We start from the raw sequence: 16,393 nt of genomic DNA, 5'->3' as shown, positions 1-16,393 counted from the left end.
CTGAGCTGATATGAAGATAATTATCCTTGGCGCCGGACAGGTCGGGGGAACACTGGCAGAAAACCTCTCCAGTGAGAAAAACGATATCACCATTATCGACACAGACACCGATCGCCTGCGCGAACTGCAGGACCGTATCGATGTTAAAACCGTTTATGGTCATGGATCGTTCCCGCATGTGCTGCGTGACGCTGGGGCCGATGATGCAGACATGCTGGTTGCGGTGACTAATTCCGATGAGACCAATATGGTCGCCTGTCAGGTGGCTTACACCCTGTTCAGAACGCCGACCAAGATTTCCCGTATTCGCTCCAATGCTTACCTGAAGCAGACGGACCTCTTTAATGTCGATGCTTTTCCGATTGATGTTCTGATCTCACCGGAGCAGGTTGTTACCAAATACATCCGGCGCCTGCTGGAATTTCCCGGAGCGCTGCAGGTACTCGATTTTGCCGACGGTAAAGTTCAGCTGGTTGCTGTTAAAGCCTATTACGGTGGGCCTCTTGTCGGACAGGCCATCTCAACACTGAAAGATCATCTGCCCAACGTTGAAACCCGTGTTGCCGCGGTGTTCAGGCGCAATACCGCGATCGAGCCGAAAGGCGATACCGTGATTGAAGCCGATGATGAAGTCTTCTTTATCGCTGGCCGTGAGCATATCCATACCGTCATGAGTGAGCTGCGCCGTGCAGAAGATTCGTACAAGCGCGTCATTATTGCGGGGGGCGGCAACATTGGTTACCGGCTCGCGAAAGCACTGGAAAAACGCTACCGGCTTAAAATCATCGAGCACAACCCTGAGCGTGCGCGTTATCTGAGTGAAAATCTCGACCGCACTGTGGTCCTGCACGGCAGCGGCACCGACAAGAGCCTGCTCGAAGAAGAGAATATTGAGAATACCGACGTCTTCTGTGCCCTGACCAACGATGACGAAGTAAACATCATGGCCTCGCTGTTGGCGAAGCGCCATGGCGCCCGCAAAGTGATGACCCTGATTAATAAAGCGGCCTACGTTGATCTGGTGCAGGGTGGCATGATCGATGTTGCGATCTCACCGCAACAGGCAACCATCGGCAGTCTGCTGACGCATGTGCGCCGGGGCGATGTGGTAAATGTTCACAGCCTGCGTCGCGGCGCCGCTGAAGCCATTGAAGCTATCGCTCACGGTGACAGCATGTCATCTAAGGTGGTCGGGCGTCGTGTGGGTGAGATTAAATTACCGCCGGGTACCACCATTGGTGCGATTGTGCGCGGCGATGACGTCATTATGGGACGCTCGGATGTGGTAGTGGAATCGGATGACCACGTGATTCTGTTCGTGATGGATAAGCGCCACATCGCCGATGTGGAACGACTCTTCCAGGTGGGCTTGGGCTTCTTCTGATATGCACTTTACTGTGATTGCCCGGGTACTGGGCATTTTCCTGATGTTGTTCAGTCTGACCATGCTGCCGCCCATGGTCGTTTCTATGTGGTATGACGATGGAGCGACTGAGGCCTTCAGCGTTGCCATGTCTCTGGTTCTCGGGATTGGCTTCTTCAGTTGGCTGCCTTTCCGGGGCGTTAAAAAAGAACTTAAAACCCGTGACGGGTTTATTGTTGCCGCATTGTTCTGGCTGACTCTGGGACTGGCCGGCACATTACCTTTCATGCTCGCCGAAAACCCCGGTCTGAGCTTTGCCGATGCCTTCTTCGAATCCCTGTCGGGCTGGACAACCACCGGTGCGACGGTGATGACGGGTCTCGAATATCTGCCGAAATCGATACTCTGGTATCGCCAGCAACTGCAATGGCTGGGCGGTATGGGGATTATCGTACTGGCCGTAGCGATCCTGCCGATGCTCGGCATTGGTGGTATGCAGCTGTTCCGTGCTGAAATGCCGGGCCCTCTGAAAGACTCCAAGCTCACGCCACGTATCACAGAAACCGCAAAAGCACTCTGGTATATCTACTTGTCTTTGACCATTGCCTGCGCACTGGCTTACTGGCTCGCGGGTATGAACACCTTTGATGCCATCGCGCACAGCTTCTCGACGGTCGGTATCGGGGGCTTCTCAACCTATGACGCCTCCATGGGGCACTTTGACAGCGCACTGATTGAAGCCATCGCCATGTTCTTTATGCTGGTGGCAGCATTGAATTTTTCTCTGCACTTCTACGCCTGGCGATACAAAACCGTGCGTCACTATTTTCTCGATTCAGAAGTGAAGTTCTTTCTGTTCGTTATGCTGGGTGGTGCGCTTCTCACCGTGATCGCACTGTGGATGACAGATACCTACGACTTTGGCGGTGCCGTTCGCTATGGCTTGTTTGAACTGGTGTCGGTTGCCACAACGGCTGGCTTTGGTACCGCCGATTTCTCGGTCTGGCCGGTTTTCCTGCCTGTACTCCTCTTTATGATGGCATTCATTGGTGGCTGTGCGGGCTCGACCGGCGGTGGCATGAAAGCCATTCGTATCCTGTTGGTATTCAAACAGGGCCTGCGCGAGATTCATCGACTGATTCACCCCAATGCCATTATTCCGGTTAAGCTCGGCAAGCAACCGGTAGCCGACCGTATTCTGGAATCCGTCTGGGGTTTCTTTGCGCTCTATGTGGTTACCTTCATGGTCATGATGCTAGCTTTGATGGCGACCGGGCTGGATCAGGTCACCGCGTTCTCAGCCGTCGGCTCCTGCCTTAATAACCTCGGTCCGGGCCTTGGTGAAGTTTCAGCACATTACGGCAATATCTCCGATACCGCCAAGTGGATACTGGCCCTGACTATGCTGCTTGGACGTCTGGAGATTTTCACCCTGTTGGTGCTGATTACCCCGAGCTTCTGGCGGAGTTAATATTGAGGATTATCGACAGGGATATGTCTTCTGAAAATAAGCTACAACGCGTCAGTAATCAGCGTCTGTTTATTCCAATCGTTGCTCTCGTCCCTTTTGTCTTACTTACTTCAGCCTATATCGAGCTAGGTTGGAGTTTGTCTGATCTGAAGGGGCAGATTTACTTTGCTATGTCTGCTCTTCTTTTGACGGTTTACTGGTGGCTACCTTTCGGCTTATTTCCGAAGTCGCATAAGGAATCGATTGAGTTTGATCGAGAGAGACTCCGGGTCATTCGCGGAGAAAAGAGTTGGACTGGCAGGTGGAGTGAGTGGCAAGCATTCAAGGTTGAAATGGTTATCAGTCAGGTCGGTTATAACTGTTGTTTGATTTTCTACGGGCGCGATGGAAAGGAATTCAGTTTCTACTTCCGCAATCTTATGGCATCCGAGATTGAAAGGTTTCTTGAGGGGGCGCCGCTTGTGAAGCGGTAATGAACTGGGAGGCTAAACCCAGTTTTCGGCCCGTAGACCAGAAACCCGTTGAAACTCGCGTTCGTTATTGGTCACTACAATAAGACCGAGTGAGCGGGCATGGCCTGCGATCATTTGATCGTACGGGCCGATAGGGCGTCCGCTACGAGCAAGTTCAGCGCGGATTTGCCCCGTGTGCTGTGCAGCGTGTGCGCCAAAGTCCAGAACTTCCAGTCGGCTCGCAAACGACTCGACAACTTTCAGGTTACGTTCAGGGTTGGTGGATTTTTCCGCACCGTATAACAATTCCATCAGGGTGACAGAGGAAATTGCCATCTGCCCATCATGCGTATTGAATTTCTCCCGGACCTGCTCAGGTCTATTTTTGATCGCGTAGATCACGATATTAGTATCGAGCAGATACTTAATCATCAGAAGTTCTCACGCGTTTGTTCGTCCGGTTGCTCTCGTTCAATCATAAAGTCATCCGTGGCGCGCAACCCCTCAAACCAACTATCCCAGCTCTCACCAACGGGGGTTATGATGAGTGCATTCCCGACAGAAAAGATATTCACCTTTTTCACACCGTCTGCAAACTCAAGTGCTCGCGGAATTCGTATCGCTTGATTCTTGTTGTTCGAAAATATGGATGCTTCTGCCATAACTAGCCTCACTAAACAGAAGGTTGATTTAGTTAATATGATAGTGGACTAGGTATATGTCAATAACATATACCTAGTCCGCTCCATTTTCTGATGCTTGGTTAATACTTCCACTGTTCATCGCAGAGGACGGCGCGCGCTTCAGACGGAACTTAACCAACGCGTACCCCAAGAGGTATAAGGTCGCAATCAGAAGTGCAGCGGCAGTGCCCAGTTGGAGCCCCAGAATTGGGTATATCTGAGTGACTGATGCTACGTAGATCACCATAGAGACCAGCCCTGCGGGGTACTGCTTGACCGTGGCAGCGACGACCGGTGCGCCGTAGCTTAACTGCAATACGATCAGTGTCGGAAAAAAGCTGACAGGAAACGCTGCTAATAAGCCTGCCTGTGAGGGGGACAGCCAGTGTGCTATCGCGGTAATTCCCAGTACGCTGATGGTTGCCATGACCGCACGGAACAGAATCGCTGGTGCCGGACGTTGCCAGAGGTTGTCACTGTTCAGTGCGACTTTGGCGTCAGGTACAGACCGGAGAAGCCGGCTTGCTATGGCGATCAGAGCCAGAATAATCAGTGCATTCTGCCACCAGTTGGCGTTCCAGTACTGCAGCGGCGTGACCGTTGCGAGAAATGCCCCCAGTGCTATCGTCGCGGGTATCAGAACGTGCCTTGGACGATGCCAGCGACGGCTGGCATACAGATAGCTGGTAGCCAACGCCAGGCTGCCGGTCAGACCAATCAGGGTATATGTCGCTCCTTCTGCTGCGAAATCAGAGCCCAGTTCAAACCCCATAAAGTACAGAGTAATGGCGCTACCCAGCGGAAAGCCTGCCAGTACACCTGCCCATGCCGGGCCATAGCGTCGTGCTACGACAGCCAGCATAACGACCGTTAGAAACGTAACCAGTATCTTTGTAAATAAGAGCAGCAAAAGGAGAGCCTCGGATGTCGTTCCGCGATGATAGCTGACGCCCGGGGCAGTGTCAGGTGAAGATCAATACAGTAAAACGGGCCATGTAGAGGCTTTTGTTATCTTATCGGGTCACTTTGGCGCGACCTGACTAAACTCGTTGGCGAGGCATTTCAACGGGGCATATTCTGGTACCTGCAACAGTAGCCAGAGGGATGCGGTACTGGCTTATTCTCGCGAACGATGCAGGGATAAGAATAATGATAATAAAACCAACTGTAAGTCTGGTGGCACTCACGCTACCACTATCAGCTCTGGCTGAATTGCAATCTCTTGATGAATACGCCATGAGCACCGTATCCGGGCAGTCCGGTATTACCATTGAAATGGAAGCTCAGATGGACATCGGTGAGATCGTCTACACAGACGAAGGCTCTCTTGCGATTACCGAGATATTTCTGGGCGGTGCTGACCGCGACGACCTGTTTGTTGAAGGTTACACAGCGGCGAACGGTGGCACACCTTTTATCCAGAATGTCTCTCCGCTACTTGATGATCTGAAGCTTGATATTGATATATCAGAGGCAGGTGAACTCTCCCTGAAGTTCTATCCAGTAGGCTATGCGGCGCCGGTGGATTTCAGTATCCGTACCCAGGCCTGGGAGATTCGTGACGCCGATGGGGATCTGAACTTTACCCTGATCGATAATTTCAAACTGGATGGCATATTCACTCAGCTTTGGGCCACCATCGGTCATGATGACGATCTTGGCGCCGACAAGCTGCATATTGATCTCAGGATGGGTATTGATGATATGGATTTCGATATGCCAGCACTGGGGCTCGGCATCCGTGACTTTCGTATGACCCGTTCTGATTATGACGATAACCCGAACCTGCTAAGCGCCAATGCCGTTATCGAAGCGGATATTTACAGTGGGGAGAATATGCAGGGCGGTGGTGCACTTGCCATAGACAATATCGGGATGAATGCCGATATCACTGTCGGGTCAATTCAGGTCGGTGGGCGATCAATCGGTTCAATGAAAGTCGACAACCTCAACATGGTTGGCGGCAGCCTGAAAATTTACGGCCACTGAAACCCTCCACTCAGTGGGTTTTGCCAGCTTACCAGGGGCGGTAAGCTGGCTTTTTTGTGTTTGGCTTTCTGTCTCTTCTTCGTTGCGAGTTGCCCCACTGATCAAGCTCTGTACAATGCCGGCTTTTCCGCCTGAGTTCTTCGGGTGCGTGTCTTATTAGTAAGTGAGCAGTTACTTATGTTGAATACTCTGAAGCGTGAGTGGTTTTCGAACATTCGCGGTGACTTCCTGTCGGGTACTGTTGTTGCCCTGGCGCTTATCCCTGAGGCGATTGCCTTTTCTATTATTGCCGGTGTTGACCCTAAGGTGGGGCTGTACGCGTCTTTTTGTATTGCTGTGATTATCGCCATTGTCGGCGGTCGCCCGGGGATGATTTCAGCAGCTACCGGTGCCATGGCTCTGTTGATGGTCACTCTGGTGAAAGAGCATGGTCTGCAGTATCTGCTTGCGGCCTCATTATTGTGTGGTGTCATTCAGATTGTGGCCGGGTTCTTAAAGCTCGGTGACCTGATGCGTTTCGTCTCGCGGTCGGTGGTCACGGGCTTTGTGAACGCTCTGGCGATTCTGATTTTTATGGCGCAGTTGCCTGAACTCACGAACGTGACCTGGCATGTGTACGCTATGACGGCCGCGGGTCTCGGCATTATTTATCTGTTTCCGTATGTGCCTAAAGTCGGCAGCTGGCTGCCGTCGCCACTGGTCTGCATTCTGACGATCACCGCGGTATCTATGTATTTTGGTATCGATGTTCGCACGGTTGCCGACATGGGAGAGCTGCCGGATACCCTGCCAATTTTCCTCTGGCCAGACGTGCCGCTGACGCTGGAGACGCTGTGGATCATTCTTCCATACTCCGCCGCGTTAGCCGCCGTAGGTCTGCTGGAATCCATGATGACAGCCACCATCGTTGACGAACTAACGGATACCGAGAGCGATAAAAACCGCGAATGTAAGGGGCAGGGTGTGGCCAATATTGGTTCTTCTTTGCTGGGCGGCATGGCGGGCTGCGCCATGATTGGTCAGTCGATTATCAATGTTAAGTCGGGTGGTCGTGGTCGTCTGTCGACCTTTATCGCAGGCTTGTTCCTGCTGATCATGGTGGTCTTTCTGGATGAATGGATCGGGCAGATACCGATGGCGGCTCTGGTTGCTGTCATGATTATGGTGTCTATCGGTACCTTCTCCTGGGAGTCTGTGATCAACCTGAAGAAGCACCCGATGTCGACCAATATTGTGATGCTGGCCACAGTGTCTGTGGTTGTCGCGACGCACAATCTGGCACTGGGTGTACTCGTTGGTGTCCTTCTGGCATCGTTGTTCTTTGCGAACAAAATTGGCCGCTTTATGGTAGTTAAAAGCGAGCGGGATGCACCGGGTGAACGCACTTATAACGTGATCGGTCAGGTGTTCTTTGCGTCATCGGATGCCTTCAGTAAGTCATTCGATTTCCGTGAAGCGGTCTCTAAGGTAACTATTGATCTGACGCATGCCCACTTCTGGGATATTACGTCAGTATCTGCATTGGATAAGGTGGTGATTAAGTTCCGCCGCGAAGGTGCAGAGGTTGAGCTGCTCGGTATGAATGAAGCCAGCGCTACGATTGTCGACCGCTTCGGTGTGCATGATAAGCCGGAAGAAGTCGAAAAAATGATGGCTGGTCATTAACAGACTGCCATCAACAATGGATAGGTAGAACGCCTTGGTTTTGCTGTCGAAAGAGAGTGATAAGGAGTAACGATGAAACAGATTACGGCATGTATCGATGCCTCCCCGGGTGCAATGGCCGTCGTTGACGCTGCTTCCTGGGTCAGCCAGCGATTGCAGCAACCGCTGACGCTGCTGCACACTCTTGAAAAGGTCGATAAAAATGCGGCTGATCTGAGTGGCAGTATTGGCTTTGGTAGCCGTGAGCATTTACTGGAGCAGCTCACTGAGCTGGATGCTCAGCGCGCTAAGCTGGCTATAGAAAGTAGCCGCATCATGCTTGAGTCTGCTGAAAAACGGGCGAAAGAGCATGGTGCTCAGGACTGCAGCGTTCAACAGCGTCATGGTCGTCTGTCAGAAGAAGTCCTGTCACTTGCTGACGATACCCGTGTTCTGGTGATGGGGCGTCAGGGCGAGGACCATCCGGACCCGACGGTCGCGACGCTGGGTAGCCAGCTGGAGACGGTGCTTCGTTCAGTGGCTTGTCCTGTATTGATTACCACAGGTGTATCCTTCCGCACTCCGACTCGTTTTATGGTGGCTTACGACGGCAGTGAGGCGGTCGAGCGTGCGCTAGATGCGTACGCTGACAGTCCACTGTTGAAAGAAGCAGAGTGCCATCTGGTGATGGTTAATCACACGGACGCTGAGCACGTCGCGAAGTTTACGACAGCGCATGAGCGTCTTGAAAAAGCCGGTTTTAAAGTGGTCACGCGTCAGTGCGAGGGCGATGTACTGTCGATTCTCAATGACTACCAGTTCCGGCATCAGATTGATCTGATCGTGATGGGAGCCTATGGTCACTCGCGTATCCGTCAGTTTTTCGTGGGTTCGCACACCCGCAATATGGTCAGTCATAGCAAGGTGCCGCTATTGCTCTTGCGATAAGGCAGCAGTGACATGAAAGAAAAGAAGGGGCCACTGGCCCCTTTTTTATTGCCATTCTCAGGCCGGGTTGGATTCTGTAGAACCTCGCTGGTTCAGCCAGTAATACAGTACCGGCACAACGAGCAGAGTCAGGGTCGTTGCTGTCAGTATGCCACCAATCACCACAGTGGCGAGTGGTCGCTGAACTTCTGCGCCTATCCCGGTATTTAACGCCATAGGGACGAACCCAAGCCCTGCAACGAACGCGGTCATCAATACCGGCCGCAGCCGCATGGTTGCCCCCTGGATTACGGCGTCACGCAAGTCGTGGCCATTATCCCGGAGCTGGCGAATAAAGGTCAGCATGACGAGGCCGTTCAATACCGATATGCCGGACAGTGCGATAAAGCCCACCGCCGCTGAAATCGACATTGGCATCCCTCTTAACCAAAGAAAGAGTATTCCCCCGGTTAAGGCCAGAGGCACACCGCTGAAGATGATCAGAGCGTCGCGCAGGTTGCCGAAGGCTGATATCAGCATAAACAGAATCAATGCCAGAGTGGCAGGTACTATCCAGGTTAGTCGTGCCTGTGCTGACTGGAGTTGCTCGAAGGTGCCGCCGTATTCGAGCCAGTAGCCGCTGGGTAAGTTGACTTCTGAGGCCGCTCTCCGGCGGACCTCTTCTACGAAACTGCCGAGATCACGACCGCGTACATTGGCAGTAACGACAATACGTCGTTTACCATTCTCACGACTGATCTGCGCAGGGGCGGGAGCGAGTTTGATGTCAGCGACTTCGCTCAGCGGTACAAACCCGCCATCCGCCAAAGGTACAGGCAGTGCTTTAATCAGGTCTGAGTTCTGGCGAAGAGCGTCGGGAAATCTGACGACGAGAGGAATGCTCTGGTCGCCACGATAGATCTGTCCTGCAGACTGTCCGCCGATGGCGGTCGACAACAGTGACTGAACGTCGTCAACGGTCAGTCCATAGGCCGCCAATTGCAGACGGTCGGGGTGCAGAGTCAGTACAGGAAGCCCGGTCACCTGCTCTACCCGGACATCGGCACTGCCTTTTACAGAGCGAAGAAGCGTGGCAACCTCATTGGCCGAAGCAAGTAGCTGGTTCAGATCATCACCAAAGACCTTAACCCCAAGGTCGGCGCGCACGCCTGAGATCAATTCATTGAAGCGCATCTGAATGGGCTGCGTGAATTCGTAGTTATTTCCCGGCAGCTCTCGCACGCTGGCTTCAATCCGCGCTACCAGCTCAGCTTTGTGCAGGCTCGGGTCTGGCCACTGGGCTTTTGGTTTGAGGATAACAAACGTATCCGCGACATTGGGCGGCATCGGGTCGGTTGCCACCTCAGGCGTCCCCAACCGGGAGAAGACGGTCGCAACCTCAGGAAAAGTAAGCAGGCGTTCCTCAAGTAATACCTGCATCTCTAACGATTGTTGTAGAGATGTTCCTGGGATACGTAGTGCGTGCAGCGCAATGTCACCCTCATCCAGCTGAGGGATGAATTCTGAACCGAGGCGGGTACTGAGAAGCAGGCAGCCAACCACCAGGAGAATCGCTGCGCCGGTAATTACAGCCGGCACATTAAGCGCCCTCTGAATAAGTCGCTCGTACAGAGTCTGGTAATAAGGCCGGGTCGCCTTATCGGAGTCGTCGCCGTGCTGAGTGCCTGGCCGGTTCTTCAGAAAAACCGCAATAGCGGCAGGAACCAGTGTAATGCTGATCACCATGGCCGAGAGCAGCGCAATCACCACCGTCGCCGCCATGGGATGGAACATTTTGCCCTCGATGCCGGTGAGGCTGAAGATCGGGATATACACCAGAGTGATAATGGCGACCCCGAAGAGGCTCGGCTTAATCACCTCGCTGGTGGCGGAATACACCAGCTCAAGTCGTTGCTGTAGATTAAGCGCTGACTGGCTGGCATTCAGACGCCTGACGCAGTTTTCTACGATGATAACGGCGCCGTCAACGATCAAACCGAAGTCCAGTGCGCCCAGGCTCATGAGGTTGGCCGAGACGCCGGTCTGAACCGTGCCGGTCACTGTTGCCAGCATCGCCAGTGGAATGACCGCGGCCGTGATCAGTGCCGCGCGCAGATTGCGCAACATGATAAACAGGACAAGGATGACCAGAAGAGCGCCCTCGAGCAGGTTCGTTCTCACCGTCGTCAATGTTTTGCCAACCAGATCCGTGCGGTTGTAAACGACTTCGGTCCTCACGCCATCGGGCAGGCTGGCTGCGATATCCTCAAGGCGTGATTCAAGCGCCTCTGCGACTTCCTTCGGATTTTCTCCCAGCAGCATCATGGCGCTGCCAAGAACGGTTTCTTTACCTCTGCGTGTTGCGGCCCCTGTGCGTAACTCCTTTCCTTTCGTGACCTCGGCAAGATCACGGATGCGGATGATGGCGTTGCCGTTGCGCTTAACGACCGTCTCGCGGAGGTCATCAACAGAGGTCAGTTGACCGACGGCTCGTACCAGCTGCTGTTCGCCATGAATTTCAATGAAGCCTGCGCCTCGGTTGCTGTTGTTGCGCCTGATCGCGGATACCAACTGAGGCACCGTGATCTGGTGTTGCAGTAACAAGGCTGGGTCCGGGCGGATATGAATCTGCTCTTCGAAACCACCGCTGGTATTGATTTCAGCAACGCCGCTCACCTGAGCCAGCTGCGGCCGGATGATCCAGTCCTGCACTGTGCGCAGGGCCATCGCATCGTACGGGCTGCCGTCCGCCTGACGGGCATCTCTGTCGGCTGTGACGGTGTAACTGAATATTTCGCCAAGCCCGGTACTGATTGGCCCCATGGCCGGCTTCAGCCCTTCAGGTAAGGAACCACTTATTTGCCCCAGCCGCTCATCGATCAGATTGCGTGCGTGGTAAATATCGGTGCCGTCTTTAAAAACAACGGTCACCTGAGACAGGCCGTAGCGTGACAACGACCGGGTGTATTCAAGTTGGGGCAGCCCGTAGAGTGCGGTTTCGACCGGAAATGTCACCCGTTGCTCGGCTTCGAGGGGGGAGTATCCGGGCGCTTCCGTATTAATCTGAACCTGAACATTGGTAATGTCCGGTACAGCATCAATGGCTAAATAGCGATAACTCCAGAGCCCTGCGGCAATTACTAACAAGCTTGAGGCCAGCATCAGGAAGCGTCGCTCCACTGCCAGCCGTATGATGGCATTCAGCATGTGACCTCCTTAGTGCTGGTGTGCAGCACCGGACTTACCGATGTCTGCTTTTATCAGGTAACTGTTGGCCGTGACGTACTCTTCTCCCGCGTTTAATCCGGCCGTGATCTCGGTGAAGTTGGCGTCACGAGCGCCTGTGGTTACTGGGCGTGCTTCGTACTCTCCATCGTGATGCACAAACACCACGGTATTTCCTTCGTGGGTTTGCAGGGCACGGTTCTCGACCCGCACTCTGGCGGAGGTTTCGGCGGTTGTGATGTGCGTCAGTGTTACCTCGCCGGGAGTTAAGTCTCCACTTTCATTAGCCACCTGAGCCCGCGCTCGCCAGTACGACTGACCGTGGGCGGGAGGCGCTATTGACTCAATCCGGGTGGATAGGTTGTCGCCGGGCATAGTCACCTGCTGGCCGACTGATATTTGCTGTCGCTGCGAGGGATGTACCGGAATTTCCAGCCAGAGCCTGGATAAGTCGACGATGACAAACAAGGGTGCACTGGTGGCCAGATTACCAACCGCCGCATGGCTGTCGCTGATGACCCCTGAAATGGGCGATTTAAGATCATAGCGACTGAGGCTTTCATTGCTTTCGATGCTGGCCAGCGATTGTCCTTTGGTGACGGTATCGCCGGGTGCAACGCGGACGTCGGTGATCAGACCGGGAAAGCGGCCACTGAGTCTGACCTCCTGCTGAGGAGGCGTCACCAGCGTCGCGAAGACAGGCAAACTGGTGCTCACCGGCCCGGACGATGCGTGTGCGGTTTTAATGCCATTGGCGCTGGCCATAGAGGCTGATATCTCAGCCGCTTCGCTGTCGTGCTCGTGCTCGTGCTCGTGCTCGTGTTCTTGCTCGTGTTTATGGTCATGGTCATCTGAGGCGCTTGCAGATAAAGACAGGCTAAGCAGCAGACAGAGGGTGAGGGTGTATAGTCGAAACATCATAGTGGTGCGTCCTGTGTTGTCTGGTTACTCACGGCAGTGGCGGTTAACTCTTCGATTAACGTGCGGCTGATCTGTGCACCAGTGGCACTGGTGATGAGCTGGTGCTGCGCTTCGATCAGCTCTTCCTGGGCAATCTGCCAATCCTGATATCGGTAGCGGCCCTGGGCGTACCCTTGCCCGACTTCATTCATGGCTTGCTTCAACAGCGGGATGATCTTTTGTCGGTAGGCCTCGACATTGGCGGAGTGTCGTTTCAAAGCACTCCATGTGGTATGGAGTTTTTGCGTGACCTCGCGTTTGTGGCTCAGGTATTGATGTTCACTCGCGACAGAACGTTGCCGGGCAGCGTTGTTTGCTGATACCCCGCGACGACCGCTGAACAGAGGGGCGCTGACCCCTGCACTCAGGGCTTTATCACCGCTGTCAGCGAAATGCGTCAGACCAAGTCGCCAGTCGACACCGCCGGTGCTTTCAGCTTGCGCCAGAGTGGCCCCGGCTTCGGCCAGTCGGGCCTGACTGGCGTAAACCTCCAGAACCAGCGCGCTATCGATGGTCGTCAGTAACTGAGAAAATTCTGCCGCTATGGGGCCTGTGTCATACAGGTCGCCGGCCAGGCGGATTTCGTCCCGTGACTCGTTGGCTGTCAGCCAATAATTTGTGAGCCGGTAGATATCGTCGTTGAGCTGCATGCGCGCCTGTCTGAGGGTGGAGGACGCGCGCTCAACCGCGGCTTCGGCGCGAAGGCGGTCGTTGACAGGGGCAGCGCCGCGCTGGTGGCGCTTGTCGACGACCGCTAACGCCTGCTCGTTGAGATTCAGACTTTCTGTTGCCAGTGCGAGTCTTTCCTGTGACGCCAGTGTCGTGATGAACGCACGTGTGGCATCACTCAGTAACGACAGTGTCTGCGCTTTACTCTGAGCGTCTGAAAGTTCGTAAGCCGATAACGCCTGCTGACGTCTGGCCTCACGCTGACCTCCTAACTCAATGACTGATGACAGGGCGAGTGTAAACTCGGCCTGTGTTGCCTGTTGGTAATTGCCATTACCGATGAAGTTATCAGCCTCGCCACTGAGAATAACCGGAGGGGCCAGGGATTGAGTATCAATGTCAGCCTTGCTCGCACGTTGCAGTGCCGAATAGGCTCTGAACTGTGGATGAGCGGCTTGCGTACGCTTTATCGTTTCTTCAAGAGTCAACGCCTGAGAGGATGCTGACGACACGGTGCTCAGGGCAAAAACAGGCCCACTACACCGCATGAGATGTGTGATTTCATATGTTTTCCTGAATAGCTGATCTGTCAGGCGACCATAAGGCCGCCCGGAATCGGGTTGATTTAGCGGTTGGCTATTCAGGAGATCGGAGGGCGGTAGATACCCGTGAGCGGAGAGAATGGAGCCCGGACAAAGGGGCCGGGTTGTTTGATAATCACATTACTGAGTTGTGGTGCTGACCAGTGTTGAGGCAGTGTCGTAGGGGTTATGTGCTGATGAGCATGACAACCTGTGTGGCCTGTTTCAGGGCAAGAGTCTTCAACAGTATGCTCTTGATGATTGTGATCACTGTGATGGTCTGAATCGTGATGAGCGATATCTGAGGCATCCGGATCGGCTGAAAATATATCCGTCACTTCATTGAAGGGCGCAAGACTTTGCAACATAAGAACGAACAGCATCAGTATCACCGCAGGCGATGGTCTGAATAGCTGATGTTTGTTATCAGTTGCAGGCATATATTTCCGGACAGCGGTTTGGTGGTTGTCGTATTCGTAGTATTGCCTGAGCGTTCTGAGCTATTAGGGCAAACTCAGGGCAAACTTTTAGTATAGTCACATAAGACTACCTTCAGGATCTCAGCAATGGCAGAAAAAAACCAGTTGCACGTGACCTTTCGTGACGAAGATTTAGACAGTCTGCGCAGGCAGATGCTCAGCTTCGCGCGGCTGCAGCTCGACGATGAACACCTGGCCGAAGACGCGGTGCAGGAAGCACTTGCCGGAGCATTGAAAAATGCGTCGTCTTTTTCGCGCCAGTCGACACTGAAAACCTGGGTGTTCTCTATCCTGCGCAAGAAAATTGCGGATGTACTGCGAGGCCAGTACCGGGAACCCGTGCGTGAAGCCTGTAAGGATTGCGCTTCGGATGACGACGAACTCTTTGATGGGCGAGGGCATTGGCAGGCAGGAGCAACCCCAAGGCGCTGGGGGAACACCCACGAACTGGCCGATAGTACTCAGTTCTGGCAGGTGTTTGATACCTGCCTTGAGGCACTGCCCGCAGAGCAGGCAAGGGTGTTTATGATGCGCGAATTTATTGAATTGGATTCCGCGGAAATATGCGCCTCGCTTGAGCTGTCGACGAGCAATCTTCATGTTCTTCTGCATCGCGCGCGTCTGAAGTTACGGGCGTGCTTATCTGATCACTGGTTTCAATAATCGTTCGGGAGGACCACCATGCTAAGTTGTGAACAAGCCACCCGACTGCTGTCGGAAAGCCAGGAGCGGCCATTGACACTGTCTGAAAAAATGAATCTTAAAGTGCACACAGCAATGTGTTCGGGCTGCCGTGAGTTTGGTCGTCAGCTCAGCTCGTTGAGGATGTTAATTCAGGATGAGAAAACGTCGGAGCAAGAATCCGATAAAAATTAATTTCCCCCTGTGTAAGAAAACTGTCCGACGGTACGACCATAATCATGTGCGGCAGAATCGCTGCAAATACTCAGTTATTAATCAGAGAGAAATTACTATGAAAAAGACCATGACTACGCTGTCTGCTGCAATGCTCCTTGGTGCCGCTTCGGCCACAGTAACTGCTGCTGAAAACCCATTTGCATCCCAGTCGCTGGAATCTGGCTATCAGGTTGCAGGTCATCACGCTGAAAAGTCTGCTGAAGGTAAGTGCGGTGAAGGCAAATGTGGCGAAGGCAAATGCGGTGCTAAAGCCGACTCTGAAGGCAAGTGCGGTGCTAAGTCTGACTCTGAAGGCAAGTGCGGTGAAGGCAAGTGCGGTGAAGGCAAGTGCGGTGCTAAGTCTGACTCTGAAGGCAAGTGCGGCGAAGGCAAATGCGGCGGTTCTAAATAAGACCTCAGTGGCAAATAAAGGCTGACCCATGCTCAGAACAATGACTCAACACTACAAGGCTGTACTTCAGCGAATCCTGCATCTTGATGGCCTCGCGCCGTTGCTGCTGCGACTGTATCTGGCTCCCGTCATGATGCAGGCAGGTTGGACCAAGTTTCAGTCGTTCGATAGTACTGTGGCCTGGTTTGGTAATGCTGACTGGGGCCTTGGGTTGCCATTTCCTGAGCTGATGGTTGTGCTCGCAGCGGGCACTGAGCTGGTGGGCGGTGCGTTGTTGATTCCGGGTATCGCCGTGCGGCTGGTCAGTATTCCACTGATGGCGACCATGGTCGTTGCCGCGCTGACGGTGCATCTTGAGCACGGTTGGCTAGCTATTGCAGACAGCAGTTCATGGCTTGCCAATGAACGTGTGCTGGAGTCGGCCGAGCGCCTCGAACGAGCGAAAAATATCCTGCAGGAGCACGGTAATTACAGCTGGTTGACCGGGCGGGGGTCGCTTGTTGTGCTCAATAACGGTATCGAGTTCGCTGCGACTTATTTCATTATGCTGCTGACCTTACTGTTTACAGGGGGTGGCCGTTATACCAGCGTTGATTTCTATGTCTCCCGATCGCTGGAGCGCGACTGAAATACATCATGCC

Annotated in this window: 17 protein-coding genes; 10 read left to right on the top strand and 7 right to left on the bottom strand. The window is 53.6% G+C overall.

Annotated elements, in window-relative coordinates:
• The first annotated feature begins 10 nt into the window (after window positions 1–10).
• Genes trkA through B2R29_RS15980 form a run of 3 tightly spaced genes read left to right on the top strand, consistent with a single transcriptional unit; the run spans window position 11 to window position 3,307 of the window.
• Window positions 11–1,384, top strand: a complete 1,374-nt coding sequence (trkA, locus tag B2R29_RS15990; protein WP_076514464.1) for a Trk system potassium transporter TrkA — start codon at window positions 11–13, stop codon at window positions 1,382–1,384.
• A 1-nt stretch (window position 1,385) separates the two neighbouring features.
• Entirely contained in the window at window positions 1,386–2,834 is a 1,449-nt protein-coding gene (locus B2R29_RS15985) for a TrkH family potassium uptake protein (protein ID WP_301181977.1), read from the top strand.
• Window positions 2,835–2,836: 2 nt separating this feature from the next.
• On the top strand, window positions 2,837–3,307 hold the full coding sequence (locus B2R29_RS15980) for a hypothetical protein (RefSeq protein ID WP_301181976.1): 471 nt from the start codon (window positions 2,837–2,839) through the stop codon (window positions 3,305–3,307).
• 12 nt (window positions 3,308–3,319) lie between these two features.
• On the opposite strand, the gene vapC is transcribed toward B2R29_RS15980, so the two are convergent.
• The 3 genes from vapC to B2R29_RS15965 all read right to left on the bottom strand — a co-directional run bounded on the left by vapC (window position 3,320) and on the right by B2R29_RS15965 (window position 4,879).
• Window positions 3,320–3,718 (bottom strand): type II toxin-antitoxin system tRNA(fMet)-specific endonuclease VapC, encoded by a 399-nt coding sequence (gene vapC / locus B2R29_RS15975; protein ID WP_301181975.1) that lies wholly within the window; start codon window positions 3,716–3,718, stop codon window positions 3,320–3,322.
• Window positions 3,718–3,948 carry a type II toxin-antitoxin system VapB family antitoxin gene (gene vapB / locus B2R29_RS15970; RefSeq protein WP_301181974.1) on the bottom strand — a complete coding sequence of 77 codons (231 nt, stop codon included), beginning with the start codon at window positions 3,946–3,948 and terminating at the stop codon, window positions 3,718–3,720. Before vapB ends, vapC begins: the two co-directional genes overlap by 1 nt.
• A gap of 73 nt (window positions 3,949–4,021) precedes the next feature.
• The gene (locus tag B2R29_RS15965) at window positions 4,022–4,879 is read right to left on the bottom strand and encodes a hypothetical protein (RefSeq protein WP_301181973.1); all 858 of its coding nucleotides are present in this window, start codon (window positions 4,877–4,879) and stop codon (window positions 4,022–4,024) included.
• A gap of 239 nt (window positions 4,880–5,118) precedes the next feature.
• Between B2R29_RS15965 and B2R29_RS15960 the strand changes: the two genes are divergently transcribed.
• From B2R29_RS15960 to B2R29_RS15950, 3 genes are all read left to right on the top strand, one after another.
• Window positions 5,119–5,958 carry a DUF6160 family protein gene (locus B2R29_RS15960; protein ID WP_301181972.1) on the top strand — a complete coding sequence of 280 codons (840 nt, stop codon included), beginning with the start codon at window positions 5,119–5,121 and terminating at the stop codon, window positions 5,956–5,958.
• A 177-nt stretch (window positions 5,959–6,135) separates the two neighbouring features.
• Entirely contained in the window at window positions 6,136–7,623 is a 1,488-nt protein-coding gene (locus tag B2R29_RS15955; RefSeq protein WP_301181971.1) for a SulP family inorganic anion transporter, read from the top strand.
• A 72-nt stretch (window positions 7,624–7,695) separates the two neighbouring features.
• Entirely contained in the window at window positions 7,696–8,550 is an 855-nt protein-coding gene (locus B2R29_RS15950) for a universal stress protein (protein ID WP_301181970.1), read from the top strand.
• Window positions 8,551–8,607: 57 nt separating this feature from the next.
• Here the strand turns inward: B2R29_RS15950 and B2R29_RS15945 are convergent, their stop codons facing one another.
• From B2R29_RS15945 to B2R29_RS15930, 4 genes are all read right to left on the bottom strand, one after another.
• Window positions 8,608–11,736: an efflux RND transporter permease subunit gene (locus B2R29_RS15945; protein WP_301181969.1), complete on the bottom strand. Its 3,129-nt coding sequence runs from the start codon at window positions 11,734–11,736 to the stop codon at window positions 8,608–8,610.
• A 9-nt stretch (window positions 11,737–11,745) separates the two neighbouring features.
• The gene (locus B2R29_RS15940; RefSeq protein ID WP_301181968.1) at window positions 11,746–12,675 is read right to left on the bottom strand and encodes an efflux RND transporter periplasmic adaptor subunit; all 930 of its coding nucleotides are present in this window, start codon (window positions 12,673–12,675) and stop codon (window positions 11,746–11,748) included.
• Window positions 12,672–13,895: a TolC family protein gene (locus B2R29_RS15935; protein ID WP_301181967.1), complete on the bottom strand. Its 1,224-nt coding sequence runs from the start codon at window positions 13,893–13,895 to the stop codon at window positions 12,672–12,674. Before B2R29_RS15935 ends, B2R29_RS15940 begins: the two co-directional genes overlap by 4 nt.
• A 128-nt stretch (window positions 13,896–14,023) precedes the next feature.
• Window positions 14,024–14,347, bottom strand: coding sequence for a hypothetical protein (locus tag B2R29_RS15930; protein WP_301181966.1), 324 nt, complete (start codon window positions 14,345–14,347; stop codon window positions 14,024–14,026).
• Window positions 14,348–14,530: 183 nt separating this feature from the next.
• On the opposite strand from B2R29_RS15930, the gene B2R29_RS15925 reads away from it, so the two are divergent.
• The 4 genes from B2R29_RS15925 (at window position 14,531) to B2R29_RS15910 (ending at window position 16,380) form a co-directional block, all read left to right on the top strand.
• The gene (locus B2R29_RS15925) at window positions 14,531–15,106 is read left to right on the top strand and encodes a sigma-70 family RNA polymerase sigma factor (protein WP_301181965.1); all 576 of its coding nucleotides are present in this window, start codon (window positions 14,531–14,533) and stop codon (window positions 15,104–15,106) included.
• 18 nt (window positions 15,107–15,124) lie between these two features.
• Entirely contained in the window at window positions 15,125–15,319 is a 195-nt protein-coding gene (locus B2R29_RS15920; RefSeq protein WP_301181964.1) for a zf-HC2 domain-containing protein, read from the top strand.
• Between the two features lie 97 nt (window positions 15,320–15,416).
• Window positions 15,417–15,752: a hypothetical protein gene (locus B2R29_RS15915; protein WP_301181963.1), complete on the top strand. Its 336-nt coding sequence runs from the start codon at window positions 15,417–15,419 to the stop codon at window positions 15,750–15,752.
• A 28-nt stretch (window positions 15,753–15,780) separates the two neighbouring features.
• Window positions 15,781–16,380: a DoxX family protein gene (locus tag B2R29_RS15910; protein ID WP_301181962.1), complete on the top strand. Its 600-nt coding sequence runs from the start codon at window positions 15,781–15,783 to the stop codon at window positions 16,378–16,380.
• The last annotated feature ends 13 nt before the right edge of the window (window positions 16,381–16,393 follow it).

Source organism: Thalassolituus sp. UBA3500 (genome assembly GCF_002377545.1).
In the GTDB taxonomy this organism is placed as follows: domain Bacteria; phylum Pseudomonadota; class Gammaproteobacteria; order Pseudomonadales; family Oceanobacteraceae; genus Thalassolituus.
This window is presented reverse-complemented; position numbering and strand designations above follow the sequence as displayed.

What these genes read in the sequence shown, in the direction of transcription:
- B2R29_RS15955 (WP_301181971.1), top strand. Translation starts at nt 6,136, where the DNA reads ATGTTGAATACTCTGAAGCGTGAGTGGTTTTCGAACATTCGCGGTGAC.
- B2R29_RS15985 (WP_301181977.1), top strand. Translation starts at nt 1,386, where the DNA reads ATGCACTTTACTGTGATTGCCCGGGTACTGGGCATTTTCCTGATGTTG.
- trkA (WP_076514464.1), top strand. Translation starts at nt 11, where the DNA reads ATGAAGATAATTATCCTTGGCGCCGGACAGGTCGGGGGAACACTGGCA.
- vapC (WP_301181975.1), bottom strand. Translation starts at nt 3,718, where the DNA reads ATGATTAAGTATCTGCTCGATACTAATATCGTGATCTACGCGATCAAA.
- B2R29_RS15950 (WP_301181970.1), top strand. Translation starts at nt 7,696, where the DNA reads ATGAAACAGATTACGGCATGTATCGATGCCTCCCCGGGTGCAATGGCC.
- B2R29_RS15915 (WP_301181963.1), top strand. Translation starts at nt 15,417, where the DNA reads ATGAAAAAGACCATGACTACGCTGTCTGCTGCAATGCTCCTTGGTGCC.
- B2R29_RS15945 (WP_301181969.1), bottom strand. Translation starts at nt 11,736, where the DNA reads ATGCTGAATGCCATCATACGGCTGGCAGTGGAGCGACGCTTCCTGATG.
- B2R29_RS15910 (WP_301181962.1), top strand. Translation starts at nt 15,781, where the DNA reads ATGCTCAGAACAATGACTCAACACTACAAGGCTGTACTTCAGCGAATC.
- vapB (WP_301181974.1), bottom strand. Translation starts at nt 3,948, where the DNA reads ATGGCAGAAGCATCCATATTTTCGAACAACAAGAATCAAGCGATACGA.
- B2R29_RS15960 (WP_301181972.1), top strand. Translation starts at nt 5,119, where the DNA reads ATGATAATAAAACCAACTGTAAGTCTGGTGGCACTCACGCTACCACTA.
- B2R29_RS15940 (WP_301181968.1), bottom strand. Translation starts at nt 12,675, where the DNA reads ATGATGTTTCGACTATACACCCTCACCCTCTGTCTGCTGCTTAGCCTG.
- B2R29_RS15920 (WP_301181964.1), top strand. Translation starts at nt 15,125, where the DNA reads ATGCTAAGTTGTGAACAAGCCACCCGACTGCTGTCGGAAAGCCAGGAG.
- B2R29_RS15930 (WP_301181966.1), bottom strand. Translation starts at nt 14,347, where the DNA reads ATGCTGTTCGTTCTTATGTTGCAAAGTCTTGCGCCCTTCAATGAAGTG.
- B2R29_RS15925 (WP_301181965.1), top strand. Translation starts at nt 14,531, where the DNA reads ATGGCAGAAAAAAACCAGTTGCACGTGACCTTTCGTGACGAAGATTTA.